This is a genomic window from Brevundimonas sp. SPF441, from assembly GCF_009661015.1.
Classification (GTDB): domain Bacteria; phylum Pseudomonadota; class Alphaproteobacteria; order Caulobacterales; family Caulobacteraceae; genus Brevundimonas; species Brevundimonas vesicularis.
Window position 1 is genome coordinate 111,848 of record NZ_WJWX01000002.1, and the last position, 24,948, is coordinate 136,795.

Consider the following 24,948-nt stretch of genomic DNA (forward strand, 5'->3'; position numbering starts at 1 on the left):
GCGTAGGTCGCAGTCGCACGTGCTTGACCGGGAATCACAACTCAAAGCCTTGATGCTCAATGGCCTGGATGGTGACGCGCAGGCTTGGCGCGTGCTGCTGTCGGACCTGGCCGCGCACCTGCGGCCCTTTTTCAAACGCCGTCTTTTCAACGGAGAAAGCGACGCGGAGGACCTCGTGCAAGAGACCCTGATCGCCATTCACGCCAAGCGCGCTACATGGGATCGCAACCAGTCATTCACGGCCTGGGCCTTCACGATCGCCCGCCACAAGCTGATCGACCACCTGCGCCGCCAAGGCCGACGCCTCACCGAGCCGCTGGATGACGCAAGCGTGCTGCTGGCCGAGCACACGGTCGAGGACGGGGTCATGCGACGCGATTTGACCCGCGCCTTGTCGATCCTCCCGGCGCGACAGCGCGCCCTGATCCATGATGTGAAAGTCACCGGGCTGAGCGTGGCCGAGGCGGCCGAGCGTCACGGCTATTCCGTCGCCGCCGCCAAGGTCAGCATCCATCGCAGCTTCAAAGCTCTGACCGCGCGCTTCGCGGCTGGAGCAGCAGGGTCCAACGATGAAGACTGACGACCTGATCACCAGCCTGGCGCTGGACTTGCCGCCCACGTCTCAAAGCGACGTCGACCGTCGTGTGTTGCTGTTCATGCTGCCGGCGGCGGGCGTCGCCCTTTCCGGTGTTGTGTGGTGGCTGGGACTGAGGCCGGATTTGATGTCGGCCATCGCCGGACCGACCTTCTGGGCGAAGGCGGCCTATACGGCCGCCCTGTGCGCCGCCGGCTTCTGGCTCCTGGATCGACTGGGGCGGCCGGGAGCTTCGACGCGACGTCCATTAATTCTGCTTGCAGCCATTCTTGCCGTCGCGGCCGGATGGGCTGTCGTGGAGTTGCTGGGCGCCGCGCCTGACGCGCGAATGGACATGGTCATGGGTCGCTCCGCCAGGGTCTGTCCGACGAACATCCTGTCGCTCGGCGCTCTGGCGGCGCCGTTCATCTTCTTCGCTGCGAGACGATTCGCCCCTGTGAAACCCGCTTTCGCCGGCGCCGCCGCCGGTCTTCTGACCGCAGGGCTGGCCGCGACCGCCTATGGCCTGCATTGCCCCGAGCACACGGCCGCCTTTGTGGCGGTCTGGTACACCTTGGGCATGGGCCTCGTCGCGGCCTTGGGCGCTGCTCTGGGTCGTTTCGCCTTCCGTTGGTGAGCATGTGCGCGACACTGCCGTTGAGCGGTCTTGAGGCGCTTCCGAGTGGTTTCGACAGACAGTGTGGTAGGCCCGGAGGGACTCGAACCCCCAACCAGACCGTTATGAGCGGTCGGCTCTAACCATTGAGCTACAGGCCCCCAAGGCGCGCCCCGGCGGTAGGGGTTTCGCCTAGCAGGCGCGGGCGCGGCTTGCCAAGCGGGGGCGGGCAAGAAGGCGATCTTTCGGCGATTTCACGAAGATGAACGGAAACTGCCAAGGCGCACGGGCGTTGGTTCAGGCGAGAACGGCCAAGGTCGTTGCAACGGATCGGCGAACGCGCCGGTCCCGGATCGCTTACGGAGAAGACTGCATGACCCGCACCCTGGCCGCCGCCCCCCTGAAGACCCTGTCGTTGAAGACCGTCGCCCTGGGCGGCGCCGTCGCCGCCGCCGCCTTCCTTGCCGCCGCCACGCCGCGCGCCATGGCTCAGACGGCCGAACCCATGGGAGCCATGCACATGATGCAACCCGCGCCGTCGCTGAACCTGTCGGCCTATGGCGAGGTGAAGGCCGCGCCGGACATGGCCACCATCACCTTCGGCGTGCAGACTGAGGCCGTCACGGCTCAGCAAGCCATGCGTGACAACGCCACGCAAATGACGCGCGTCGTCGCCGCCCTGCGCCGCGCGGGCATCGCCGAACGCGACATCCAGACCTCGGGTCTGAACCTGTCGGCGCAGTACGACTACGTCCAGAATGAACCACCCAAGCTGCGCGGCTACCAGGCTGTGAACCGCGTGACGGTGGTCATCAACGACCTGAGCAAGGTCGGCACGACGGCCGACGCCGTGGTTGCCGCCGGCGTCAACCAGATCGACGGCATCAGCTTCGGCCTGAAGGATCCGACCGCCGTCGAAAACCAGGCGCGCCAGCTGGCCGTGCGCAACTTGCAGGCCAAGGCCCAGCTGTACGCCCAGTCGCTGAACGTCCAGCTGTCGGGCATTCGCAACCTGACCGAGGGCGGCGGCTATGCGCCTCAGCCGCCGATGCCGATGTTCGCCGCCCGCGCTGTGTCGATGGATCGGGCCGAGAGCACCCCGGTTTCCGCCGGCGAACTGACGGTGCGGATCGACATCACGGGCGTCTACGACATCGCCCGCTGATCGCATCAACCGGATGAAGAAAAGGCCCGCCGTCGCCGGCGGGCCTTTTTGCATTCTGAGAGGCGAAGCGCCTTAGCCGGCGTTCTTGATCGCGTTGGCGTCGTCCAGCAGGACCACGTTCGGGTTCCACTGGCGCGCCTCTTCCTGCGGCAGCTGGCCGTAGGTGACCACGATCACCTTGTCGTTCTTCTGCACCAGGCGGGCGGCGGCGCCGTTGACGCCGATGACCTTGGAGCCGCGCGGCGCCTCGATCGCATAGGTGGTGAAGCGCGCGCCATTGGTGATGTTGAGCACATCGACCTGCTCGTGCGGATAGATGCCGGCGGCGTCGAGCAGGTCCATGTCGATGGCGATCGATCCCTCGTAATCGAGATCGGCCTGGGTCACCGTGGCGCGGTGCAGCTTGGACTTCATCAGGGTGACCAGCATCGTGCGGTCTCCAGCAAGAAAAACGCGGGGCGCAGGCCTCGCTCACAGGCGGCTCATATAGGGATTTTCGGGCCTCGCATCAATCCGCACGCTGCGTCGCAGCAATCGGGTGCGGCTGCGAACGCGACGTCGACCGACGGATTGCACGCGCTTCATTTGACGACGGCCCGCGTCCCCCTATGCTGGCGACGCCATTTCCGGCCTGCGAGCGCGCGTTTTCCCTCCGATGAAGCAATTCTTCCTGACGGTCCTTGGTGTCTTCACCGGGCTGATCCTGTTCGTCGTCGTCATTCCCGTGGTGCTGCTGACGGTCGCCGTCGCCTCGTCGTCCAAGCCGACGACGCCGGCGACCACCGTGCTTGAGCTGGACCTGCGCGGCGGCGTCAGCGACCAGCCGTCGTCCAATCCGTTCGCGGCCTTCGGCAGTTCCGGCCTGGCCCTGACGGACGTGGTCGATGGCCTGCATCAGGCCCAGAGCGACAGCAGCGTCAAGGCTCTGCTGATCCGCCTTCCGGAAAGCGGCATGACGCCCGCCACGGCCGACGAACTGCGCCAGGCCATCCATCGCTTCCGCAACGCAGGCAAGCCGGTCATCGCCCACAGCCAGGGCTTCGCCCCGTCGGGCGCGGTGATGTCCACCTATATGGTCGGGGCCTCGGCGTCGGAGCTGTGGATGCAGAACACCGCCGGCTTCCAGGCCACGGGCTTCTCGGCCGACAGCCTGTTCCTGGGCCGCGCCTTCCAGAAATACGGCGTCAAGCCCGAGTTCGAACAGCGCTACGAGTACAAGAACGCCGTCAATGAATACACCCAGAGCGATTACACCGGCCCGCACCGCGAGGCGATGACGGCCTGGATGACGTCGATCTACGACACCGCCCTGGCCAACGCGGCCAAGGATCGCAAGACGACGGCCCCGGCGCTGAAGACGGTGATCGAGGCCGGCCCCTATTCGGCCGAGCAGGCGCTCAGCAACCGGCTGATCGACAAGGTGGGCCAGGTCGAAGAGGCCGAGATCGCCATCAAGACCCGCGCCGGCAAAGGCGCCGAGATCGTCGAGTTCGGCAAATACGCCAGCCAGAAGGGCGAACGCACGGGTTCGGGCAAGAACGCCATCGCCATCGTCGGCGGGGAGGGGGCCATCGTCACCGGACGCGGCGGCGGCGCCAGCTTCGGCGGCGGCTCGTCCATCCATTCCGACGACACGGCCGAGGCCATCTACGACGCGATCGAGGACAAGAGCGTCAAGGCGATCGTCTTCCGCGTCTCTTCGCCGGGCGGTTCGCCCGAAGCGTCCGAGCAGATCCTGGCCGCCGTGCGCGCGGCGCGGGCGGCGGGCAAGCCGGTGGTGGTGTCCATGGGCGCCTATGCGGCCTCGGGCGGTTACTGGATCAGTTCCGAGGCCGACTGGATCGTGGCCCAGCCGACGACCCTGACCGGCTCGATCGGCGTGTTCGGCGGCAAGTTCGTCTTGGCCGATGCGCTGGGCCGGTTCGGCGTCGACATGCGTGAGCTGACGGTGGGCGGGGAATACGCCGACGCCTTCTCGCCGACGCAGGAGTTCACGCCCCAGCAGCGCGCGGCCTTCGCCGGTTCGATGGACCGGATCTACGACGACTTCATCACCCGTGTGGCGACGGGCCGCAAACTGTCGCCGGACCGGGTGCGCGAAATCGCCAAGGGTCGCGTCTGGACCGGGGCCCAGGCCCTGCCTCTGGGCCTCGTCGACCAGCTGGGCGGCGTGACCGAGGCGGTGAATAAGGCTCGCCAGCTGGCCAAGATCCCCGACAACGAGCCTGTCCGCTTCAAGCATTTCCCCAAGCAGCAGTCGCCGTTCGAGGCCCTGTCGGAAATGTTCGGCGTCCAGACCGAGGCGGCCAAGGCCCTGGTCATGCTGGGCGGCGTCATGGCCGATCCCCAGGCCCAGGCCGTGATGCGCCGGATCGACAGCGACCGCATGCGCAGCCAGGGCGCGGTGGTTCTGGCCGATCAGCCGATCTTTTGACGGGGCACGGCGCACGCGACCGTGCGTCGCGGTCCATTGACCGCAGGCCCCGATGGACCGACATTGCGTATCAGGCGTTCCTCGGATCGCCTGAAAGGATGATCCATGTTCCAGCCTGAACGTCTCGCCGCCATCGGCCATGCCGCCCGCCACCGTCCCAACGGCCTGGTGGCGTCCGTCATGTGGGTCGCCGGCATGATCGCCGCCGTCTGCGCCATGGCGGTCGGCGCCGTCCTCGCCGTTTTCACCGCTGCGGCCGTGGCGGTGATCGCGCTGTTCGCCGGCGTTCTGGTCTTTCTGGTCGGTCTGGTCATGCGCACCCGCCGCAATATCGCGCCGCGTCGCCGCAACAGCGATCCCGACCTGATCGAGGCCCACAAGGTGGACGGCGCCTGGGTCGCCTATGGCTGGGAGCGCAACGGCCGCTGAGCCGACGCCGCCCATGACGTCCTACATCGACGCGCCTTCGCCCAACTTCGACGTGCGCCGTGCGCCGCCGGACATGCTGGTGTTGCACTACACCGGCATGCAGACCGGCGAGGCCGCGCTGGCCCGCCTGCGCGACCCGGAGGCCAAGGTTTCGGCCCACTATCTGGTCGAGGAAGACGGCCGCGTCTTTCAGCTGGTGCCCGAGGAGCGCCGCGCCTGGCACGCCGGCCGCGGCGTCTGGCAGGGCGAGGACGACTGCAACGCCGCCTCCATCGGCATCGAGATCGTCAATCCCGGCCATGAGTTCGGCTATCGCGCCTTCCCCGAAGCCCAGATCACGGCCGTCATCGCCCTGATCTCCGATATTCGCAGTCGCTGGACCATCGCCGACAACCGCATCATCGCCCATTCCGACCTGGCGCCGGATCGCAAGGAAGATCCGGGCGAGCTCTTCCCCTGGAAACGTCTGGCCGAGGCCGGGCACGGCCTGTGGTTCGAGCCCGCGGCCGAACGGGTGCAGGCCTTGGGCGGCCTGCTGCAGAAGGGCGATCAGGGCATCGGCCCGATGGTGCTCAGCGCCGGCTTGCATCGGCTGGGCTATGGCCTGAAAGCAGGCGGCGACTACGACGCCGCCGTCGAAACCGCCGTCCGCGCCTTCCAGCGTCATTGGCGCCCGGCCCGCGTCGACGGCGTCGCCGACGGCGAAACCCGCGCTCGCCTGGTCGGCCTGCTCCAACTGGCCAGCGCCGAGAGTGTCACGGGCGTATTGAATTGACGTTCGCGCCGCTAACGCGCATCTAGCGCGCGCCAGACGGCTGGGCGGTCGCGGCGGACTTCGCGTCCGTCGAGGAAAGTCCGGGCTCCACGGTGAAAAGGCGGCGGATAACTTCCGCCCGGGGTGACCCGAGGGATAGCGCCACAGAAAGCAAACCTCCGGCCTTGCGAGGCCGGTAAGGGTGAAAGGGTGGGGTAAGAGCCCACCGCGGACCTGGCAACAGGGACGGCATGGCAAGCCCCGCCTGGAGCAAGACCAAATAGGGACATCGCGCGGGCTCGCTCGCGGGGCTCACCGCCTCAGATGTCCGGGTAGGTCGCGAGAACCGATCAGCAATGGTCGGTCCAGAGGAATGATCGTCGCCGTTCTCAGGAACGGAACAAAACCCGGCTTACAGGCCGTCTGGCATACTTTTCTTTAGGCCTATCGGCCTTCGGCCTGCTTGAGGCCGATTTTCTCGGCCTACCGCGCTTCGCGCTGCTTGAGGCCGACTTTTTTCTTTGGGCCTATCGGCCTTCGGCCTACTTGAGGCCCGTAGGGTTGGCGTTGGCGCCCTCCCTAAGCGCGTCGCCTAATCCGAGTTGGGATTATCCCCGCAATTCAGCGTTCTGGCGGCGGTCCCGCGTGTTGGCGGGCGTTAACCTATTGTCTGGCAATGGAAGGTTAGAACGCCTCACAGCCTGTGAATACTTTGTTTGTTCCGTGTATGTTCCAGCTGTTCGAGCGTGCTTAAGTCGTCACACGTCAAAACATGGTTAAATCTTGGCTTTGATCCCATTGAGGCCCATTTCATCCCATGCTATCCCAGCACCATGATTTGGGGCTGAGAGGCGGGCGCGGCGGGCGTTCGTCAGGGCATCTAGGGACGGGCCGAAGGGCTCGATTGGACAGGGCGTGTTTCTCTCGACCTATGAGAAGCAGCTGGACGGCAAGCGCCGTCTCCTCATCCCCAACGATTTCCGCACGACCGAAAACGGCGCCGCTGGCGGCGTCTTCATCTTCCCCTCGATCGAGGCCGACTGTCTGGAAGCGGGCGGCGATCGCCTGTTCGCCGTCTATGCCGAAATGATCGAGGCCCTGCCGTTCGGCTCCGAGGAGCGTTCGGCGCTGGAGTGGCAGGTGATGGGCGAGCAGGTGCGTCTGGCCTACGATTCCGGCGGTCGGATCACCTTGCCTGAGGCGCTGTGCGCCGAGGCGGGTTTGGGCGACACCGTCGTCATCGTCGGCCTGAACGACCGTTTTCAGATCTGGTCGCGCGAGAAATGGGCGGCCCGCCGCGCCGAACAGCGCGCCTTGGCCAAGGCCGGCATGGCCCAGATCGGCGCCCTGAAGCTGGCGGCCCAGATGAAGCTGGCGGGAGGCGGATCGTGACCGACGTTCTCCCCAACGCCCCTCACGCCCCCGTCCTGCTGGCCGAGGTGATCGAGGCCTTGGCGCCCACGCCCGGCGATGTCGTGATCGACGCCACCTTCGGCGCCGGCGGCTATACCCGCGCCATTCTGAAGACCGGCGCCCAGGTCGTCGCCCTGGATCGCGACCCGACGGTCCAGCCGCACGCCGACGCCGTCGCAAGCGACTTCCCCGGCCAGTTCCAGCTGATCCGCACCCCCTTCTCGGGTCTGGCTCAGGCGTTCGCCGACAGCGGCAAGGCGAAGCTGGACGGCGCCGTCTTCGACATCGGCGTCTCGTCAATGCAGCTGGATCAGGCCGAGCGCGGCTTCTCCTTCATGCGCGACGGTCCGCTGGACATGCGCATGTCCGATGAGGGCGCGACCGCCGCCGACATCGTCAACACCTGGGACCACGGTCCCCTGGCCCACATCTTCAAACTGTATGGCGAAGAGCGCCAGTCGGGCCGCGTCGCCACCGCCATCCTGCGTCGCCGCGCCGAACAGCCGTTCACCCGCACCCTGGATTTGGCCGAGGTGGTCGAAAAGGCTCTGGGCGGCCGTCGCGGCGCGCCCATTCATCCGGCGACGCGGGTGTTCCAGGCCCTGCGCATCGCGGTCAACGACGAACTAGGCGAGCTGGAACGCGGTTTGGAGGCCGCCGAGGCGACGCTCGCCCCCGGTGGACGCCTCGCCGTCGTCACCTTCCATTCGCTGGAAGACCGCATCGTCAAGGCCTTCCTGACCGAGCGCACGGGCAACAGCCCCGCCGGTTCGCGTCATGCGCCGATGGCCGTCGATCCGCGCAAGCCCAGCTTCACGCTCCAGTTCAAGGGCGCGCGCGAGGCGGGCGACGAAGAGCGTTCCACTAACCCGCGCGCCCGCTCGGCCAAGCTGCGCGCCGCCGTGCGCACCGACGCCCCGGCCTGGGGTCGGATCGATGGGAGAGCGGCGGCATGACCACGGCGCCCTTCTTCACCTATTCCCGCACCGCCCTTCAGCGCCTGTTCGACTGGAAGGTGCGTGGCGTGCGCTGGGTCGAGATCATCGGCGTGGCCCTGGTCGCGATCATGATCGTGTCGGTCTATGCCGCCAAGGCCGCCGCAGCGCGTGAGAGCAGCCGCATCGCCCAGATTGAACAGGACATCCGCGAGAACGGACAGCGCGTCCGCCTGCTGCGCGCCGAGGTCGCCCGGCTGGAGCAGCCCGCGCGTCTGGAAAGCCTGTCTCGCCAGATCGGCATGGCTCCCGTCGCCGTCGCCCGTCAGGCCAAGGAAGGTCAGCTGACCGCCCTGAAACCCGTCCCCGCTCAATCCGCCGCATCTGCTCCCGCAGCCGCGCCGGCGCCCGCCGCCGTCGCCGACGACGCGCCCGTTCCCACGCCTTCGCCGGAGCCGGCGCAATGAGCGTTCAGGATCATCGCTATCACCGTCCCGCGCCGGGCGCCGATTTCCAGGAACGACTGCAAGGTCGCCTATCGCCCTTCTGGCGCTGGCTGACCGAACTGGTCTGGCGGCTGGAGCACGGCTTCGAGCGCGCCCGCGCCGACGCCCGCCCGGAAGAGGACACCCGCGTCCGAATCTTCCTGATCCTGATCGTCTTTTCCTGCGTGTTCGGCGGCCTGGCCATCGGCGCGTCATACAAGGCCCTGTTCGCCCCGGCCAACGGCCTGGGACGCGGCGTCAATCCGAACGCCCTGGTGCGCGGCGACCTGACGGACCGCAATGGCGAACTGCTGGCCACCAACATCGTCCACTACGGCCTCTACATCGACCCCGCGGAGATCTGGGATCGCGACCTGGCCTATCGCCAGATCCGCCGCGCCCTGCCGCGCATCTCGGCTGAGCGTCTGAAGAAGGTGCTGGGCGGCGACCGTCGCCTGATCGCCCTGACCGGCCTGACGCCTCAGGAAAAGGCCGCGGTCCACGACCTGGCGCTGGGCGGCGTCACCTTCGAGCCCGAGGACCGTCGCGCCTATCCGTTGGGGACCTCGGCCGTCCATCTGATCGGCGACGCCGACACGGGCGGGCAGGGCGTCTCGGGCGCCGAACTGGCCTTCAACGACGAGATCCGCGCGGCCGGTCAGCGCGGCGAGGCCTTCCCCCTGTCCATCGACTTGCGCGTGCAGGGCGTGCTGGAAAACGAACTCGCCGCCGCCGCGATCAAGAACCAGGCCAAGGGCGCCGTCGGCATCGTCACCGACGTCCAGACCGGCGAGGTGCTGGGCATGGCGTCCTGGCCGACCTTCAACTCGGCCGACCGCGGCGCGGCGCCCGACGGCGCCACGCTGAACCGCGCGGTTTCGGGCCACTACGAAATGGGCTCGGTGTTCAAGACCTTCACCGTCGCCGCCGGCCTCGACACCGGCCGGGCCGACATGAACACCCTGTTCGACGCCTCCCAGGCCTTCCAGATCGGCGATCGCAAGATCAAGGACTTCCACGCCCAGAACCGGGTGATGACGCTGGAAGAGGTCTATCTGCACTCCTCCAACATCGGCACGTCGCAACTGGCGGTGCAGATGGGCCCCAACACCATGCGCGACTATTTCCGACGCCTGGGCCTGCTGGACGCCGCCAAGATCGAGCTGAAGGAATCGGCTAAGCCGGTCGTGCCGCGTCGTTGGGACAACTCGACCCTGGCGTCGCTGTCCTTCGGCTACGGCATCATGATCACCCCGGCCCAGATGGTTCAGGCCATGGGCGCCCTGACCAATGGCGGTCGGATGATCCCGCTGTCGCTGCGCAAGGGCGGCGCCCGCAACGTCCAACCGCAACAGGTCGTCACCGAAGAGACCTCGCGCGCCATTCTCGACCTGCTGCGTCGCAACGTCGTCAAGGGTTCGGGCGGTTTCGCCGACGCGCCGGGCCTGCGGGTCGGCGGCAAGACGGGCTCGGCCAACAAACTGGTCGGCGGCCGCTATGACCCCAGCCACGCCCTGGGCTCCTTCGCGGCGGTCTTCCCCGTCGACGGCCCGCTGAACGGCAAGCGCTACGCCATCCTGATCGTGATGGACGAGCCGGGGACCTATCCCAAGACCGGCGCCTATGTCGCCGCGCCCGCTGTGCACAATATCGCCGACCGCATCGCCGGCTTCCTGGGCGTCGAACGCCGCGACGACCGCTGGCGCACGGCCTCGGGCGAGAAGATCCCGCAATATCAGGACGTGGCGGGGGACGGGCTTTGAGCGCGCTTCACCTGTCCGACCTGCTGCGCCGCGACGTGTCCTCGGACCCGGTCATCACAGGCGTCACCGCCGACAGCCGCAAGGTCTCGCCCGGCGCCCTGTTCGTCGCCCTGCCGGGCACGGCCGCCGACGGCCGCGCCTTCATCCCGCAAGCTCTGGCGCAAGGCGCGGCTGCGGTTTTGGCCCCGACCGATACGCCGGATGGCGCGGCGCCCGTTCTGGTCACCTCGGGCGACGTGCGCCGGGCCTACGCCATCGCCGCGCGCGGCTTTTACGGCGCCCAGCCCAAGACCTGCGTCGCCGTAACCGGCACCAACGGCAAGACGTCGGTCGCCACCTTCTGCCGCCAGATCTGGGCCGGGATCGGCCACAAGTCCGCCAGCATGGGCACGCTGGGCGTGATCGGCCAGAAGGGCGTCAAGACCTACGCCCTGACCGGCCCCGGCCTGACCAGCCCCGACGCCGCCGAGGCTGCGCGCCTGATGGCCGAACTGGCCGCCAAGGACGTGACACATGTCGCGCTGGAGGCCTCCTCCCACGGCATCGATCAGCGCCGCCTGGACGGGGTCGCCTTGAAGGCCGCCGCCTTCACCAACCTGACCCAGGACCATCTCGACTATCACGGCACCATGGCGGACTATCGCGCCGCCAAGATGCGCCTGTTCGAAACCCTGCTGCCGCGCGGCCGCACCGCCGTGCTGAACGCCGATTCCGACGCCTATTCGGTCTTCGCCTCGGCCTCGATCATGGCGGGCCTGGGCGTCATGGGCGTGGGCGAGCGCGGTCGCGACCTGACCCTGATCGGCCGGCGTGCGACGCCTGAGGGCCAGCGTCTGACGATCGACGTGCGCGGCGACATTTGCGAAATCCTGCTGCCGCTGGCCGGCGCGTTTCAGGCGTCCAACGCCCTGGTGGCGGCCGGTCTGTGCATCGCCGCCGGCGATCCCGCCGACGCCGTCATCGGCGCGCTGGAAGGCCTGACCGGGGCGCAAGGCCGCCTGCAGCGCATCGACGGCGGCCTAGAAGGCCAAGAGAACAGGGGGAGGGGCGAGGTCTATGTCGACTACGCCCACACGCCCGACGGGCTTGAGACGGTCTTGAACGCGCTGCGTCCGCACGCGACTGGCCGACTGATCGTCGTCTTCGGCGCCGGCGGCGATCGCGATCGTGGCAAGCGTCCCCTGATGGGCGAGATCGCAGGGCGTCTGGCCGACATCGCCATCGTCACCGACGACAATCCGCGTTCCGAAGACGCCGCCGCCATCCGCGCCCAGGTCCGCGCCGGCTGCCCGGACGGGATCGAGATCGGCGACCGCCGCGCCGCCATCGAGGCCGCCGTCGAAATGATGCGTGACGGGGATGTGGTGGTCATCGCCGGAAAAGGGCATGAACAGGGTCAGATCGTCGCGGGCGTGACCCACCCCTTCGACGACGCCACTGTCGCGTCCGAGGCCCTGTCTCTCTATGCCTGAAAACTCCGCCCGCCCGCTCTGGTCGGCCGCCGAAGTCGCCGCCGCCACGGGCGGCGTGCTGCACGGCGACGACCGCCCGATTACGGGCCTGACCTACAACAGCCGCGAGATCGTCCCCGGCGATCTGTTTCTGGCGCTGAAGGGCGAACGCGACGGACATCAGTTCGCCAGCGGCGCCTTCGCATCGGGCGCTGCGGCCGCCCTGGTCGAAAACGAGGTCGACGTCGGCCCGTGCGTCGTTGTGCCCGACACCTTGCGCGGCCTCGAAGCCCTGGGCGTCGCCGCTCGCGAGCGCGCGCCCCATGTAAGGCGCGCAGCCGTCACCGGCAGCGTCGGCAAGACCAGCGTCACCCAGGCGATCAAGGCGGGCCTCGACCTCGCCGGTCCCGCTCACGGGTCGATCAAGAGCTACAACAACCACATCGGCGTGCCCCTGACCCTGGCCCGGATGCCGGTCGAAACCCGGCGCGCCGTGTTCGAGATCGGCATGAATGCGCCGGGCGAGATCGCGCCGCTGTCGCGCTTCGTCGCCCCCCACGCCGCCTGCGTCACCACGGTCGGTCCGGTCCATATCGAGGCCTTCGCAGACGGCGAGGCCGGGGTCGCGCGTGAAAAGGCGACCATCTTCCAGGGTCTGGTCCCGGGCGGTGCGGCCGTGGCGAACGGCGACGTCGCCTTCTCGGCTATCCTGTGCGACGCGGCCAAGGCGGTCGGCGCGCGTCTGCTGACGTTCGGATCCGACGCCGGCCATGACGCCCGTCTGCTGGACTTCCGGCCGGACGCCGAGGGCGCGGCGGTCGCCGCCGAACTGTTCGGGCGACGCATCGACTATCGCCTGGCCCAGTCCGGCGCCCACTGGGGCCTGAACAGCCTGTGCGTTCTCTTGATGCTCGACGCCCTGGACGTGTCGCTAGACACGGGCCTGGAGGCTCTCGCCGGGTTCCAGCCTCTGACCGGACGCGGCCAGACGCGCACGGTCACGACGCCGGACGGCGCCTTCACCCTGATCGACGAAAGCTACAACGCCAATCCGCTGTCCATGGCCGCCGGGTTCAAGACCCTGGGCGCGCGCTCGACCTCGGGCCGCCGCGTCGTGGTGCTGACCGACATGCTGGAGCTGGGCGACCAGAGCCGCGACCTGCACGAAGGGCTCGCCGCCCCCATCGACTCCGCCGGTCTGGACCTGGTCCACGCCGCCGGTCCCGAGATGCGCTGGCTCTACGACGCGCTTCCGGTCTCGCGACGCGGCGTCTGGCGCGCGACGGCGGCGGAACTGGCGGCCGAGGCGGCCCTGCTGGTCGCGCCCGGCGACATCGTCATGGTCAAGGGTTCGAACGGCTCCAAGGCCTCGCTGGTGGCAAAGGCGCTCGCCGACCTTCAAGGCCGCGACACGACGCCCACGACGCGATAGGGAAGCCGAATGTTTTACCTGCTCTATCTCTACTACGCCGACGTGGCGCACCAGTATCCGCTGCTGAACCTGGTTCAGTACCAGACGGTGCGCGTGGCCCTCGCCATGGCCACCGCCATGATCGTCGCCGTCGCCATGGGCAGCCGCTTCATCAACTGGATCCGCGCCAAACAGGGCCGGGGCCAGCCGATCCGCGACGACGGCCCGGTGTCCCACCTGTCCAAGGTGGGCACCCCGACCATGGGCGGTCTGATGATCCTGGCCGGCATCGGCGTGGCGGTGCTGCTCTGGGGCGACCTGACCAATCCCTACATCTGGATCGTCAGCTTCGTGACGGCGGCCTTCGGCGTGCTGGGTTTCATCGACGACTACGCCAAGGTGACGAAACAGACCTCGGCCGGCCTGACCTCCAAGCAGAAGCTCCTGGCCCAGACCGTCGTCGCCGTCGTCGCCGGCGTCCTGACCGTCCTGTGGATGACCGTCTCGCCGACCTCGCCAGGGCTCGAGACGTCGATCGCCTTCCCCTTCTTCAAGGCCGTGCTGCTGAACATCGGCTGGTTCTATGTGGCGTTCGCGGCCTTCACCATCGTCGGCTTCTCCAATGCGGTGAACTTGACGGACGGTCTGGACGGCCTGGCGACCGTGCCGGTGATGATGGCGGCGGGCGCGTTCGGCGTGATCAGCTACCTCGCCGGCAACTTCGTCTTCGCCCAGTATCTTCAGGTCCACCACGTGCCTGGCGCGGGTGAACTGGCCATCTTCTGCGCGGCCATGATCGGCGGCGGCGCGGGCTTCCTGTGGTACAACGCCCCCCCGGCCAAGATCTTCATGGGCGACACCGGTTCGCTGGCTCTGGGCGGCGCGCTGGGCGCCATCGCCGTCACCACCAAGCACGAACTGGTCCTGGGCATCGTCGGCGGCCTGTTCGTCATGGAGGCCGCCTCGGTCATGATCCAGGTCGGCTATTACAAGCTGACGAAGAAGCGCATCTTTCTGATGGCGCCGGTCCACCACCATTTCGAGAAGATGGGCTGGCCGGAATCCACGGTCGTCATCCGCTTCTGGATCATCGCCGGCGCCCTGGCCCTGCTGGGCCTGTCGACGCTGAAGCTGCGCTGATCCGATGATCCCCGTTCCCGGCTTTGAAGGCAGGCGGGTCGCGGTCTTCGGCCTGGGACGGTCGGGGATCACGGCTGCGCGCGCTCTTCAGGCCGGGGGCGCGATCCCGATCCTGTGGGACGACGGCGAGGCCGGCCGCGCGCAGGCGAAAGGCGAGGGCTTCACGGTCGAGGACCTGGCTGCCGCCGACTGGTCCGACTTCGCCGCCCTGGTGCTGTCGCCCGGCGCGCCCCTGACCCATCCCAGGCCGCACTGGACCGTGGACCTGGCCCGCGCGGCCGGCGTGCCCGTCCTCGGCGACATCGAACTGTTCGCCCGCGCCCTGGCCGCCCGGCCGAAGGATCAGCGGCCGCGCGTCGTCGCCATCACCGGCACGAACGGCAAGTCCACCACCACCGCCCTGATCGGCTGGGTGCTGAAATCGGCGGGCCTGACGGTCCACGTCGGCGGCAATATCGGCGTCGGCGTCCTGGCCTTGCCCGAACCCACGCCCGACGCCGTCTATGTGATCGAGGTCTCCAGTTATCAGCTCGACCTGACAACCACCTTCGCCCCCGATGTCGCCATCCTGACCAACATCAGCCCCGACCACCTGGACCGTCACGGCGGCATGGACGGCTATGTGGCGGCCAAGGCGCGCATCTTCGTCAATCAGGGACCGGATGGTGTGGCCCTGGTGGGCGTGGACGACCCCTGGGGGCAGGGGATTGCGCGTGACCTGTCAGATCGCGCCACCGTCATCTCGACTCACCCCTCACAGAGAGCAGAAGGATATGTTGCGCAGCCGGGCGCGGTTTCGAAGGATGGTGAACGGGTCGCCGATCTCACCACCGCTCGCTCACTCCCCGGCCGTCACAACGCCCAGAACGCGGCCTTCGCCTATGCGACCGCCGGCGCGCTTGGCATTGATCACGACGCCGCCGTCGCCGGCCTGCTGTCCTTCCCCGGCCTGGCCCACCGTATGGAGGCGGTCGGCCGCCTCGGCTCCGTGCGCTTCATCAACGATTCCAAGGCCACCAACGCCGACGCCGCGCGTCAGGCCTTGGCCTCCTATCCGTCCGTCTTCTGGATCACCGGCGGCGTGCCCAAGGCCGGCGGCATCGCGGACCTCGCCGACCTCTTTCCCCGCATCGCCAAGGCCTATCTGATCGGCGATGCGGCCCCGGCCTTCGCCGAAGCACTTGCTGATACGCCCCACGTCATCGCCCACACCCTCGACGCCGCCGTGGCCGCCGCCGCCGTCGATGCGGCCTCTGCCGGCGGCGATCAGATCGTCCTTCTGTCCCCCGCCTGCGCCAGTTTCGATCAGTTCAAGGACTTCGAGGCGCGCGGCGAGGCCTTCCGCGCCGCCGTTCTGGCCCTCGGCGCCGTCCCGGAAACCGCGTCATGAGCGCTCCCTACACCCCCGCCTTTTCCCGTAACGACCAAAGCCATGTGGCCCAGTGGTTCTGGACCGTGGATCGCGGTCTGTTGGGCGCGGCGCTCGCCCTGATGGCTCTGGGCGTGGCGCTCAGCTTCGCCTCCAGCCCCGCCGCCATCCTGGCCGATGAATCGATCACCGACCCCTTCCATTATTCCTGGCGGATGATGGTCTTTTCGGGCGTGGGGCTCAGCATCATGCTGACGACCTCGCTGATGTCGCCGCGCGGCGTGCGGCGGATCGCGGTCCTGGCCCTGTTCGGGGCCATCGTCGTGATGATGGCCTTGCCGTTCATCGGCGATACGGTGAAAGGGGCCGCCCGCTGGGTCAACTTCGGCCCCTTCAGCCTGCAACCGTCCGAGTTCGCCAAGCCCGGCCTGATTGTCTTCGCCGCCTGGATGTTCGCCGAGGCGCAAAAGGGCCAAGGGGTGCCCGGCGTCACCATCGCGTTTGGTTTCTACGCCCTGACCGTCTCGCTGCTGCTGATCCAGCCCGACATCGGCCAAACGCTTCTGATCACCACCACCTTCATGGCCGTTTTCTTCATGGCGGGGGTGCCGTTCAAATGGATGGCGGTTCTGGCCAGCCTGGGCATGGCGGGGCTGGTGTCGCTGTATTTCGTCTTCGGCCATATGCGCGACCGCCTCAGCCGCTTCTTTTCGCCCGAGACGACCGACACCCACCAGATCGACAGCGCGTCCGAGGCCATTCGCGCCGGCGGCCTGCTTGGACGCGGCATCGGCGAGGGCGTGATGAAGCGTCGCGTGCCCGACCTGCACACCGATTTCATCTATTCCGTCGGCGCCGAGGAGTTCGGCCTGATCCTCAGCCTGATCATGATTAGCCTCTACGCCTTCATCGTCATTCGCGGCATGCGCCGGGCGATGAAGCTGACCGACCCGTTCGAGCAGACGGCGGCGGCGGGCCTGTTCATGCTGATCGGGCTTCAGGCCTGCATCAACGTCGCGGTGAACCTGAACCTGATCCCGACCAAGGGCATGACCCTGCCCTTCATCAGCTACGGCGGCTCCTCCATGCTGGCCATGGGCCTGACCATGGGCTTTGCACTCGCCCTGACGCGGCGCCGCCCCGGCGCCTACGAACCCGGCGCCAGCCTGACCATGGGCCGGCGGTTGCTGTAGTTCTCTTTCGTCGTCCCGCGATCTCGCTACGCCAGTCGGAGGAGGACGAAAGAGCGGTTAGCCAGCCTTCTTTGACGAAAACATCCGGACGATTTCCGTCGCTTACCGCTCGCGATCGACCGTCTCCTGCCCACGCCGCAAAACCGTGCGATCCTGTCGCCGCCCCATTCCTCGCCGCACCGTTCCTGGCCGACATTAGACAGATTAGACGAATTAGACGGTGTTTTTGCCTGCCCACCGTCTGAACTTCAGACTATTCAGACCCTCTTTTTCGGAGCCTCGCCCATGACCAAGCTCTGCGTTGTCGCCGCCGGCGGCACCGGCGGCCATATGTTCCCGGCCGAGGCGCTGGCGCGCGAGATGGCGGCGCGCGGCTGGCGCGTCGTCCTGGCGACCGATCATCGGGGCGAACAATACGCCCACGCCTTTCCGGCCGAGGAACGGCTGGCGCTGGACGCCGCCACCGGCTCCGGCCCACTGGGCCTGATCAAGGCCGGCGTCGCCATCTTCAAGGGCGTGGTCCAGGCGCGAACGGCCTTCGACCGGCTGGGCGCCGACATCGTCGTCGGCTTCGGCGGCTATCCGTCCGCCCCGGCCCTGGTCGCCGCCGTCACGTCCCAGCGACCGACGGTGATCCACGAACAGAACGCGGTCCTGGGCCGCACCAACCGCATCCTGGCCCCCTATGTCGGTCAGGTCGCCTCATCCTTTCCGACACTCGAACGCGCGCCGGCCAAGGTCCAGGGCCGCTCGCACGTCGTCGGCTCGCCGGTGCGGTCCGAGATCCGCGCCCTGTTCGACCGCACCTATGTCGCCCCCGCCGCTGACGGCCCGATCCATCTGCTGGTCACCGGCGGCAGCCAGGGCGCCCGCATCCTGTCCGAGACCACGCCCCGCGCCCTGGCCGCCCTGCCGGAAGCCCTTCGCCGTCGCCTGAAGGTGCAGCAGCAGTCCCGCCCCGAGACGCTGGAGGCCGCCCGCCAGATCTATCTGGAGGCCGGGATTGAGGCCGAGGTCGCCCCCTTCTTCCGCGACATGGCTGAACGGCTGTCCAAGGCGCATCTGGTCGTCGGCCGTTCCGGCGCCTCGACCTGCGCCGAACTGGCGGTCGCGGCCCTGCCGTCCGTCCTGATCCCGCTGAAGATCGCCACCGACGACCACCAGCGCCTGAACGCCAAGGCCCTGACCGATGCGGGCGCGGCCGAGGTCATTCTGGAAGACGACCTGACCGTCGATCGCCTGGCCTCGACCCTGACCAGCGTTTTGTCCGATCCGGCGCGCCTGTCGGCCATGTCCGCCGCCGCCCGCAGCGTCGCCATCCCCGACGCCGCCCAACGCCTGGCCGACCTCGTCGAGGCGACGGCGGGACGTGCATAATGTCTCCTCCCCACGTGTGGGGAGGGGGACCGCGTAGCGGTGGAGGGGTTCTTCGCGCCGAAGGAACCCCTCCGTCACGGCGCGAAGGGCGCGCCGCGCCACCTCCCCATCGCTTCGCGACAGGGAGGAGACATCAACCCTCTCGGCCCTGACGCGTTAGGAAGCCATGCCTCCCGAAATCATCGCCGTCACCCGCCAGATCCGCGCCCTGTGGCATCGGTTCGACTGGCTGCCCGAATGGGCGGTCATCGGCCTGGTCCTGCTGGTCTTCGTCGGCGGCGGCTGGCTGACGCACAAGATCGTCTTCGCCATCCTGCGTCGCGTCGTTCGGAACAAGGATCTCTTCTGGCGCGGCGTGGTCGAACGCGCCCGGGTCAAGCTGCGCGTCCTGATCATCATCATCGGCATCGGCATCGGCGTGACCGTCTCGCCCATGGATCCCGGCCCTTCCGAGGATATCCGCAGCGCTCTGCTGTTCCTGTTCATCCTCACCCTCGGCTGGATGGCGTCGGGCGTGCTCGACATGTGGTCGGTCATGCATCTCAAGCGGTACAATATCGCCGTCGAGGACAATCTGCTGGCCAGGAAGCACCTGACCCAGACCCGCATCCTGCAGCGGGTCGCCAAGGTCGTGCTGTTCATCGTCACCGTGGGCCTGGCTCTGATGACCATCGCCGGCTTCCGTCAGTGGGGCGTCAGCCTGCTGGCCTCGGCCGGCGTGGTCGGCATCATCGCCGGTCTGGCGCTTCAGCCGATCCTGACGAACATGGTCGCCGGCATCCAGATCGCCCTGACCCAGCCCATCCGCCTGGACGACGCCGTCATCGTCGAGAACGAGTGGGGCAATGTCGAGGAAATCACCTCGACCTATGTGGTGGTCAAGCTGTGGGACTGGCGCCGGATGGTGCTGCCCCTGTCCTACTTCATCACCAAGCCCTTCCAGAACTGGACGCGCGAGAACGCCCGCCTGATCGGAGTCGCCTTCTTCTACGTCGATTACGAAGCGCCCATCGACCGGCTGCGCACCGCCTTCGAGGGCATCGTCAAGGCGTCGAAACACTGGGACGGCGACGTGCAGGTGATGCAGGTCACCGACATCACCGAACGCGTGCTTCAGGTGCGCTGCCTGGCCAGCGCCCGCTCGGCCCCGGTCGCCTTCGACCTGCGCTGCGAGATCCGCGAGAAGCTGATGGCCTTCATGCGCGACGAATGCCGCGGGGCCCTGCCGCGCGACCGGATCGAATGGCCACAAGGGTCGGACAAGCCCGCCGAGGGGGCCGTTAGTCCGCCAGCGCCCTTTGTCCCTGGCTGATGGCCTGCTCCAGCGTCAGCGCCTGGGCCGGCCGTTCGGCTCCGCAGGCGATAGCCAGCAGCTCGGCTGCATCCCCGCCCGGCGCGGCGTCATAGGCGGGGGCGGCGTCGGGCGTCGCCGGCCCTTCCGTCCCGTCCGCCTTCAAAGAGGAGAAGTCCAACCGATCCGCCGTCCTCGCGCGGCAGTCGAACGCCCACCGCGACCAGCCCCCGACATAGGTCACATCTCCGACCTTGAACCCGGCCTCGGTGACCTGCAGCTCCCGCATCCGCGCCACGTCGCCCTCGCGTTCGATCGAGGCCACGTCGGCATAGATGGCGAACCGCCCCACGCCGGTCGGGACCAGCTGCGGATCGGCGAGCGCGAGCAGCAGGGCGATCATGCGACCAGGGTCTCCGCCTGTTTCAGGTCCACGCTGACCAACTGGCTCATGCCGCGTTCGGGCATGGTGACGCCGTACAGCCGGTCCATCCGGCTCATGGTCACGGGGTTGTGGGTGATGACGATGAAGCGGGTGTCGGTGCGGCTGCGCATCTCGTGCAGCATCCGACAGAAGCGGTCCACGTTGGCGTCATCCAGCGGCGCGTCCACCTCGTCCAGCACGCAGACCGGCGCGGGGTTAGCGAGGAAGACGCCGAAGATCAGGGCCGCCGCCGTCAGCGCCTGCTCGCCGCCGCTCATCAGGCTCATGACCGACAACCGCTTGCCGGGCGGGCAGGCGTAGATCTCAAGCCCGGCCTCCAGCGGGTCGTCCGACTCGACCAGCTTCAGCTCCGCCTGGCCCCCGCCGAACAGGGCTTCGAACAGGGTCTTGAAGTTGGCGTTGATCACGTCGAACGCCGCCACCAGCCGCTCACGGCCCTCGGCGTTCAACTCGTCGATGCCGTCGCGCAGCTTGGCGATCGCCTGGGTCAGGTCGATCCGTTCCGACTTCATGCTGTTCAGCCGCTCGCCGTATTCGACCGCCTCGTCTTCGGCGCGCAGGTTGACGGCCCCCAGGGCCTCGCGTTCGCGCTCCAGCCCATAGAGCAGGCTCTCGGCCCCGGCGGCGTCGGGCGGGCGGGCGATGGCGTCGTCCGTCAGCTTCTGACCCAGCTCCTGCGGCGACATCTGCGCCGTCTCGCGCAGGGTGGTCTCGGCCTCGGCCAGCTTCTCGGCTGCGGCCTCGGCGCGGGCGGACAAGCCGGCGCGCGCCTCGCGGGCCTGCGACGCGGCGGTCTCGGCGGCGCGCGATGCACGGTCGGCCTCGCTCGCCTCGGTCTCGGCGACGGCCATGGCGTCCGACGCCGCCTGTTTCCTCTGTTCGGCGGCGACCAGGGTGTCCAGCAGCTTGCCGCGCTGCTCGGCGAAGCCCTGGGGCGCGACCTCGGCCTGTTTCAGCAGGGCGGCGGTCCGGTCGGCGTCCTTGGCCAAGGCGGCGACGCGGCCGGCGCTGTCCCTGGAGCGCGTGACCCAGCCCTCGCGCGCGCGGGTCAGGCTGCCCAGCCGCTGCTCGCGGCCCTGACGATCGCGGGCCTCGGCGTCGCGGTCCGACAGGGCGGTCTGGGCGGTGGTGCGGGCGGCGTCGGCCGTGGCGCGGGCGGCAGTCAGCTCATCGCGCAAGCCGGCGATCGTCTCCGAGGGGGCGTCGGTGGTCTGGGCGGCGTCCAGGGCGGCTTGCGCCTCGGCTGCGTCGGCCGCCAGCCGGGTCACGGTGTCGTCCAGCGCCTGGGCGCGGGCCTCGCGGCGGGCCTGCTCGCGGGCCAGGGTTTCCACGCGGTCGCGGGCGGTGGTCACGGCCTTTTCGGCGGCGAAGGGCTTCAGGCGCGCGGCCTTGACCGCGTCTTCAGCGGCGCGAAAGGCTTCTGTCGCCGATTTCTGAGCCGCCTGCGCCTGATCCAGCGCTGGTCTGCCCTTGTCGATCTCGGCCTCCAGCTCGGCCAGTCGCGTGCGCTGGGCCAGCCGCACCGCGGCCGGGCGCGGCGCCTCGGCGCGGCTGACGAACCCGTCCCAGCGATAAAGGTCGCCCTCGACCGTCACCAGGCGCGCGCCGGGAGGCAGAAGTCCCGCCAGCCGGGCCGCCTCGGCCTTCGGCGCCACACCGCAAAGAGCGAGGCGCGCCGTCAGCTGTGCCGGCGCCTGAACATGATCCGAAAGCGGCGTGATACCGGCGGGCCAGGACGGGGAGGGCGCATCCGCTCCGCCCCAATAGGCGGCGGCTTTGGCGTCCAGCGCCGCGTCCAGATCGTCACCCAAGGCGGCGGCCAGGGCGGCCTCGTAACCCTTGTCGGCCCGCACTTTGTCCAGGGCGGGGGGATGGTCGTGCTTGCCGGTGACCAGCAGTTGGGCCAGGCCGCGCGCCTCGGTTTGAAGTCGGCCCAACCGGTCCTCAGCGGCGCGGGCGGCGGTGCGGGCCTCCTGTTCGGCGCGGGCCAGTTCGCCGCGTGTCGCCTCGGCCGCCTCGACGGCGTCGCGCGCCGCGGCAAGGTCGGCCTGCGCCGCTTCCAGCGCTTGGCGGGCGGCTTCCAGCTCTAGCGTTTCCAGCGGCCCTAGAGCCTCGCGTTCGCGTCGGGCTTGATTGTGCTGGGCGGTGATGCGGGCCAGTCGGGCCTCGGCGTCGCGCTTGCGGGCCGTCTCGGCGTTGGCGCGGGCCTCGACGGCGGCCAGCATCCCCGCCAGCCGTTCGACCTCGCCGTCGGCAGCCTTGCGGGCGTCCTCAGCGGCCGCCAGGGCCTTGTCCAGTTCGGGGCCGCGTTCGGGGGCGGCGGCGATCTCGGCCTTCAGCCGGCTCAGTTCGTTCTCCAGCCGGTCCAGTTCGCGCTGGGCGTCGGCGGCCATGCCGTCTTCGCGCGCGGCGTCGGCTGCGATGCGTGCGGCCTCGGCCTTGAGGCGATCCACTTCCGCGCGGGCCGCCTGTTCGGCCATGTCCAGCCGATCGCGCTCCAGGCTGGCGCGGTGCAGCAGCGCGGAGGCGACGGCGTCCTCCTCTCGCGCGGGCTTCAGAGCGTCCTGAGCGGACAGGGCGGCCGTCTGGGCGGCGGCGGCGGCAGTCGTGGTGTCGGCCACCGCCCGGTCGGCTTCGCGCAGTTCGGCGGCGGCGGCCTCTGCGGCCAGACGCGCGTCGTTCCAACGCACATAGAGCAGGGCGGCCTGAAGGGCGCGGATCTCTGCTGAGATCTTCTTGTATTTCTCGGCCTGGCGGGCTTCGCGCTTCAACCGGTTCAGCGCCGTCTCCAGCTCGCGGCCGATGTCGTCCAGCCGGTCCAGGTTGGTCTCGGCGGCCTTGAGGCGCAGCTCGGCCTCGTGCCGACGGGTGTGCAGACCGGCGACGCCGCCCGCTTCTTCCAGAATGCGCCGGCGGTTCTGCGGCTTGGCGGCGATCAGTTCCGAGATTTGGCCCTGACGCACCAGGGCGGGTGAGTTGGCGCCGGTCGAGGCGTCGGCGAACAGCAGCTGGACGTCGCGGGCGCGCACCTCCTTGCCGTTGATGCGGTAGGTCGAACCCTGGCCCCGGTCGATGCGGCGCGACACCTCCAGCACGGGGCTGTCGGTGAAGGGCTGGGGCGCGCGGCGCTGCGTGTTGTCGATGGTCAGGCTGACTTCGGCGTGGCTGCGCGGAGGACGGCCAGCGGCCCCGGCGAAGATGACGTCGTCCATGCCCTGGCCGCGCATGGCCTTGGCCGAGTTGGCGCCCATGACCCAGCGCAGGCTTTCAAGGACGTTGGACTTGCCGCAGCCGTTCGGGCCGACGACGCCGGTCAGGCCGGATTCGATGTGCACCTCCGCCGGATCGACGAACGACTTAAAGCCGACGAGCCGGAGGCGCTGGAACTGCATCGTCCTGGCGGACTACCGAAGCAGCGGATCGATGGCGGCCGACAGGGCCTCCAGCGAATGCTCCATCACCATCGTCCCGTTGACGAAGAAGGTGGGCGTGCCGGTGACGCCGGCGGCGCGCGCGCCTTCGATCTGGGCGTCGAGGGCCGTACGGATGGTGGGGCCGTTCAAGCAGGCTTCGATCTGCTCGCGGGTCTTGCCGCTGGCGGCGATGCCGGCGGCGAACCAGGGTTGGGCGCCGGTCGTCTGCAGATTGGCCTGATCGCGCATGAAGACGGACGCCACGTCGAAATAGCGTTCGGGCGCGGCGCACAGGGCGACCGCAGCCGCGGCGGCGGCGACATTGGCGGGCGCGGTCGGCAGGTTGCGGTGAACCAGCCGGACCTTGCCGGTGTCGATATATTTGGCCTTGAAGGCCGGCAGCACGGTGTTGTGGAAGTCCGCACAGTGCGAGCAGGTGAAGGACGCGTATTCAATCACCGTGACCGGCGCATTCGCCCGACCCAGGATATGATCCTGGGCCGTGACGGGCGGGGGCGCATCAGCGGCGAGCGCCGGCGTCGCCAAACCGCCGGTCAGGGCGGCGAGGGCGAAACCGGCGGCGATGAAGGCGCGTCGCATCATCTGATTTGGCCTCGGTTACTTGGCCAGGGCCGCGTCGATGGCGGTGGACAGGTCGGCCAAGCTGGCGCCTTCGCCGCCGGGCGAGATGACCTGGGTTTCGTTGACGTAGAAGGCCGGGGTGCCGGTCACGCCTTGGGCGCGCGCGGCCTGCACGCGCTTCTCCATGGCGGCGACAGCGTCCTTGTCGGTGACGCAGTCGTTGAACTGCTGCTCGGACAGGCCAGCGGCCTGGGCGGTGCGCAGCAGCCAGTCGCGCGGCGAGGACGTCAGCATCTCCTGCTGCGTCGCCATCAGCTGGTGAACCACGTCGAAATACTTGTCCGGGCCGGCGCAGCGCGCGACCAGGAAGCCGGCGGTGGCGGCGTCGATCGGCGGGGTCGGCAGTTCGCGGAAGACGTAGCGGACCTTGTTGGTGTCGACGTATTTGGCCTTGAACGCCGGCCAGGTGTTCTTCTGCCACAGGGCGCAGTGGGGGCAGGTGACCGAGGCGTATTCGACCACCGTGACCTTGGCGCCTTCGGGCGCGCCCAGACCCATGTCGCCTTCCGCCGCACCCTTGGCGCCGCCGCCGCAGGCCGCCAGAGCCATGGTCGCCAGTGCGGCGCCGGTGATGGCCGCACGACGGCTCATGCGGGCGAAGCGGGATTCAGTGTCGGCCATGAAGGTTCCTCGGATCGGATCGTTGGC

23 protein-coding genes, 1 tRNA gene and 1 other RNA gene are annotated in these 24,948 nt (G+C 68.7%); 18 read left to right on the top strand and 7 right to left on the bottom strand.

Going from position 1 to position 24,948, the window contains the following annotated elements:
• Positions 1 to 19: 19 nt before the first annotated feature.
• Together GGC30_RS02185 and GGC30_RS02190 are read left to right on the top strand one after the other, a co-directional pair.
• The gene (locus tag GGC30_RS02185) at positions 20 to 580 is read left to right on the top strand and encodes a sigma-70 family RNA polymerase sigma factor (protein ID WP_066550105.1); all 561 of its coding nucleotides are present in this window, start codon (positions 20 to 22) and stop codon (positions 578 to 580) included.
• A complete protein-coding gene (locus GGC30_RS02190) occupies positions 570 to 1,211 on the top strand; it encodes an NrsF family protein (RefSeq protein ID WP_153922513.1) in 642 nt (213 codons plus the stop codon). Before GGC30_RS02185 ends, GGC30_RS02190 begins: the two co-directional genes overlap by 11 nt.
• Before the next feature lie 64 nt (positions 1,212 to 1,275).
• Here the strand turns inward: GGC30_RS02190 and GGC30_RS02195 are convergent.
• Positions 1,276 to 1,351: transfer RNA gene (locus GGC30_RS02195), tRNA-Ile, on the bottom strand.
• A gap of 212 nt (positions 1,352 to 1,563) precedes the next feature.
• Here GGC30_RS02195 and GGC30_RS02200 point away from each other — a divergent pair.
• On the top strand, positions 1,564 to 2,355 hold the full coding sequence (locus tag GGC30_RS02200; protein WP_153922515.1) for an SIMPL domain-containing protein: 792 nt from the start codon (positions 1,564 to 1,566) through the stop codon (positions 2,353 to 2,355).
• Between the two features lie 72 nt (positions 2,356 to 2,427).
• Here the strand turns inward: GGC30_RS02200 and panD are convergent, their stop codons facing one another.
• A complete protein-coding gene (gene panD, locus GGC30_RS02205; RefSeq protein ID WP_017504542.1) occupies positions 2,428 to 2,784 on the bottom strand; it encodes an aspartate 1-decarboxylase in 357 nt (118 codons plus the stop codon).
• A gap of 226 nt (positions 2,785 to 3,010) precedes the next feature.
• On the opposite strand from panD, the gene sppA reads away from it, so the two are divergent.
• From sppA to rnpB, 4 genes are all read left to right on the top strand, one after another.
• The gene (sppA, locus tag GGC30_RS02210) at positions 3,011 to 4,789 is read left to right on the top strand and encodes a signal peptide peptidase SppA (protein ID WP_055754065.1); all 1,779 of its coding nucleotides are present in this window, start codon (positions 3,011 to 3,013) and stop codon (positions 4,787 to 4,789) included.
• Between the two features lie 105 nt (positions 4,790 to 4,894).
• Positions 4,895 to 5,218: a hypothetical protein gene (locus GGC30_RS02215; protein ID WP_153922517.1), complete on the top strand. Its 324-nt coding sequence runs from the start codon at positions 4,895 to 4,897 to the stop codon at positions 5,216 to 5,218.
• 13 nt (positions 5,219 to 5,231) lie between these two features.
• Positions 5,232 to 5,993, top strand: a complete 762-nt coding sequence (locus tag GGC30_RS02220; protein ID WP_153922519.1) for an N-acetylmuramoyl-L-alanine amidase — start codon at positions 5,232 to 5,234, stop codon at positions 5,991 to 5,993.
• A gap of 32 nt (positions 5,994 to 6,025) precedes the next feature.
• Positions 6,026 to 6,403: RNase P RNA component class A (gene rnpB / locus GGC30_RS02225), an RNA gene on the top strand.
• A gap of 645 nt (positions 6,404 to 7,048) precedes the next feature.
• Here the strand turns inward: rnpB and GGC30_RS16730 are convergent.
• Positions 7,049 to 7,117, bottom strand: a complete 69-nt coding sequence (locus GGC30_RS16730; RefSeq protein WP_350224835.1) for a hypothetical protein — start codon at positions 7,115 to 7,117, stop codon at positions 7,049 to 7,051.
• Here GGC30_RS16730 and GGC30_RS16735 point away from each other — a divergent pair.
• The 11 genes from GGC30_RS16735 to GGC30_RS02280 all read left to right on the top strand — a co-directional run bounded on the left by GGC30_RS16735 (position 7,116) and on the right by GGC30_RS02280 (position 19,821).
• Positions 7,116 to 7,364, top strand: coding sequence for a division/cell wall cluster transcriptional repressor MraZ (locus GGC30_RS16735; RefSeq protein WP_350224834.1), 249 nt, complete (start codon positions 7,116 to 7,118; stop codon positions 7,362 to 7,364). The two genes, GGC30_RS16730 and GGC30_RS16735, sit on opposite strands and share 2 nt — an antisense overlap.
• On the top strand, positions 7,361 to 8,341 hold the full coding sequence (gene rsmH / locus GGC30_RS02235) for a 16S rRNA (cytosine(1402)-N(4))-methyltransferase RsmH (protein WP_370451837.1): 981 nt from the start codon (positions 7,361 to 7,363) through the stop codon (positions 8,339 to 8,341). Before GGC30_RS16735 ends, rsmH begins: the two co-directional genes overlap by 4 nt.
• The gene (locus tag GGC30_RS02240; protein WP_153922521.1) at positions 8,338 to 8,787 is read left to right on the top strand and encodes a cell division protein; all 450 of its coding nucleotides are present in this window, start codon (positions 8,338 to 8,340) and stop codon (positions 8,785 to 8,787) included. Before rsmH ends, GGC30_RS02240 begins: the two co-directional genes overlap by 4 nt.
• The gene (locus tag GGC30_RS02245; protein WP_017504535.1) at positions 8,784 to 10,568 is read left to right on the top strand and encodes a penicillin-binding protein 2; all 1,785 of its coding nucleotides are present in this window, start codon (positions 8,784 to 8,786) and stop codon (positions 10,566 to 10,568) included. Before GGC30_RS02240 ends, GGC30_RS02245 begins: the two co-directional genes overlap by 4 nt.
• Complete coding sequence (locus GGC30_RS02250; protein ID WP_153922524.1) at positions 10,565 to 12,040, top strand: UDP-N-acetylmuramoyl-L-alanyl-D-glutamate--2,6-diaminopimelate ligase; 1,476 nt, start codon at positions 10,565 to 10,567, stop codon at positions 12,038 to 12,040. Before GGC30_RS02245 ends, GGC30_RS02250 begins: the two co-directional genes overlap by 4 nt.
• Positions 12,033 to 13,451: a UDP-N-acetylmuramoyl-tripeptide--D-alanyl-D-alanine ligase gene (murF, locus tag GGC30_RS02255; protein WP_153922526.1), complete on the top strand. Its 1,419-nt coding sequence runs from the start codon at positions 12,033 to 12,035 to the stop codon at positions 13,449 to 13,451. The genes GGC30_RS02250 and murF overlap by 8 nt, the downstream gene beginning before the upstream one ends.
• Before the next feature lie 9 nt (positions 13,452 to 13,460).
• The gene (mraY, locus tag GGC30_RS02260) at positions 13,461 to 14,570 is read left to right on the top strand and encodes a phospho-N-acetylmuramoyl-pentapeptide-transferase (protein ID WP_017504532.1); all 1,110 of its coding nucleotides are present in this window, start codon (positions 13,461 to 13,463) and stop codon (positions 14,568 to 14,570) included.
• 4 nt (positions 14,571 to 14,574) lie between these two features.
• Positions 14,575 to 15,960 (top strand): UDP-N-acetylmuramoyl-L-alanine--D-glutamate ligase, encoded by a 1,386-nt coding sequence (gene murD, locus GGC30_RS02265; RefSeq protein WP_153922528.1) that lies wholly within the window; start codon positions 14,575 to 14,577, stop codon positions 15,958 to 15,960.
• Positions 15,957 to 17,132 carry a putative peptidoglycan glycosyltransferase FtsW gene (locus GGC30_RS02270; protein WP_055805836.1) on the top strand — a complete coding sequence of 392 codons (1,176 nt, stop codon included), beginning with the start codon at positions 15,957 to 15,959 and terminating at the stop codon, positions 17,130 to 17,132. The genes murD and GGC30_RS02270 overlap by 4 nt, the downstream gene beginning before the upstream one ends.
• Before the next feature lie 285 nt (positions 17,133 to 17,417).
• The gene (gene murG, locus GGC30_RS02275) at positions 17,418 to 18,509 is read left to right on the top strand and encodes an undecaprenyldiphospho-muramoylpentapeptide beta-N-acetylglucosaminyltransferase (protein WP_153922530.1); all 1,092 of its coding nucleotides are present in this window, start codon (positions 17,418 to 17,420) and stop codon (positions 18,507 to 18,509) included.
• 166 nt (positions 18,510 to 18,675) lie between these two features.
• Positions 18,676 to 19,821, top strand: a complete 1,146-nt coding sequence (locus tag GGC30_RS02280; RefSeq protein WP_153922532.1) for a mechanosensitive ion channel family protein — start codon at positions 18,676 to 18,678, stop codon at positions 19,819 to 19,821.
• Here the strand turns inward: GGC30_RS02280 and GGC30_RS02285 are convergent.
• The 4 genes from GGC30_RS02285 to GGC30_RS02300 are packed head-to-tail and all read right to left on the bottom strand — an operon-like array spanning position 19,790 to position 24,921.
• The gene (locus GGC30_RS02285) at positions 19,790 to 20,203 is read right to left on the bottom strand and encodes a surface-adhesin E family protein (protein ID WP_055805826.1); all 414 of its coding nucleotides are present in this window, start codon (positions 20,201 to 20,203) and stop codon (positions 19,790 to 19,792) included. The genes GGC30_RS02280 and GGC30_RS02285 overlap by 32 nt on opposite strands.
• Complete coding sequence (gene smc, locus GGC30_RS02290; protein ID WP_153922534.1) at positions 20,200 to 23,637, bottom strand: chromosome segregation protein SMC; 3,438 nt, start codon at positions 23,635 to 23,637, stop codon at positions 20,200 to 20,202. Before smc ends, GGC30_RS02285 begins: the two co-directional genes overlap by 4 nt.
• A 12-nt stretch (positions 23,638 to 23,649) precedes the next feature.
• A complete protein-coding gene (locus GGC30_RS02295; protein WP_153922537.1) occupies positions 23,650 to 24,261 on the bottom strand; it encodes a thioredoxin domain-containing protein in 612 nt (203 codons plus the stop codon).
• Positions 24,262 to 24,276: 15 nt separating this feature from the next.
• Positions 24,277 to 24,921, bottom strand: coding sequence for a DsbA family protein (locus GGC30_RS02300; RefSeq protein WP_153922539.1), 645 nt, complete (start codon positions 24,919 to 24,921; stop codon positions 24,277 to 24,279).
• Positions 24,922 to 24,948 lie beyond the last annotated feature (27 nt).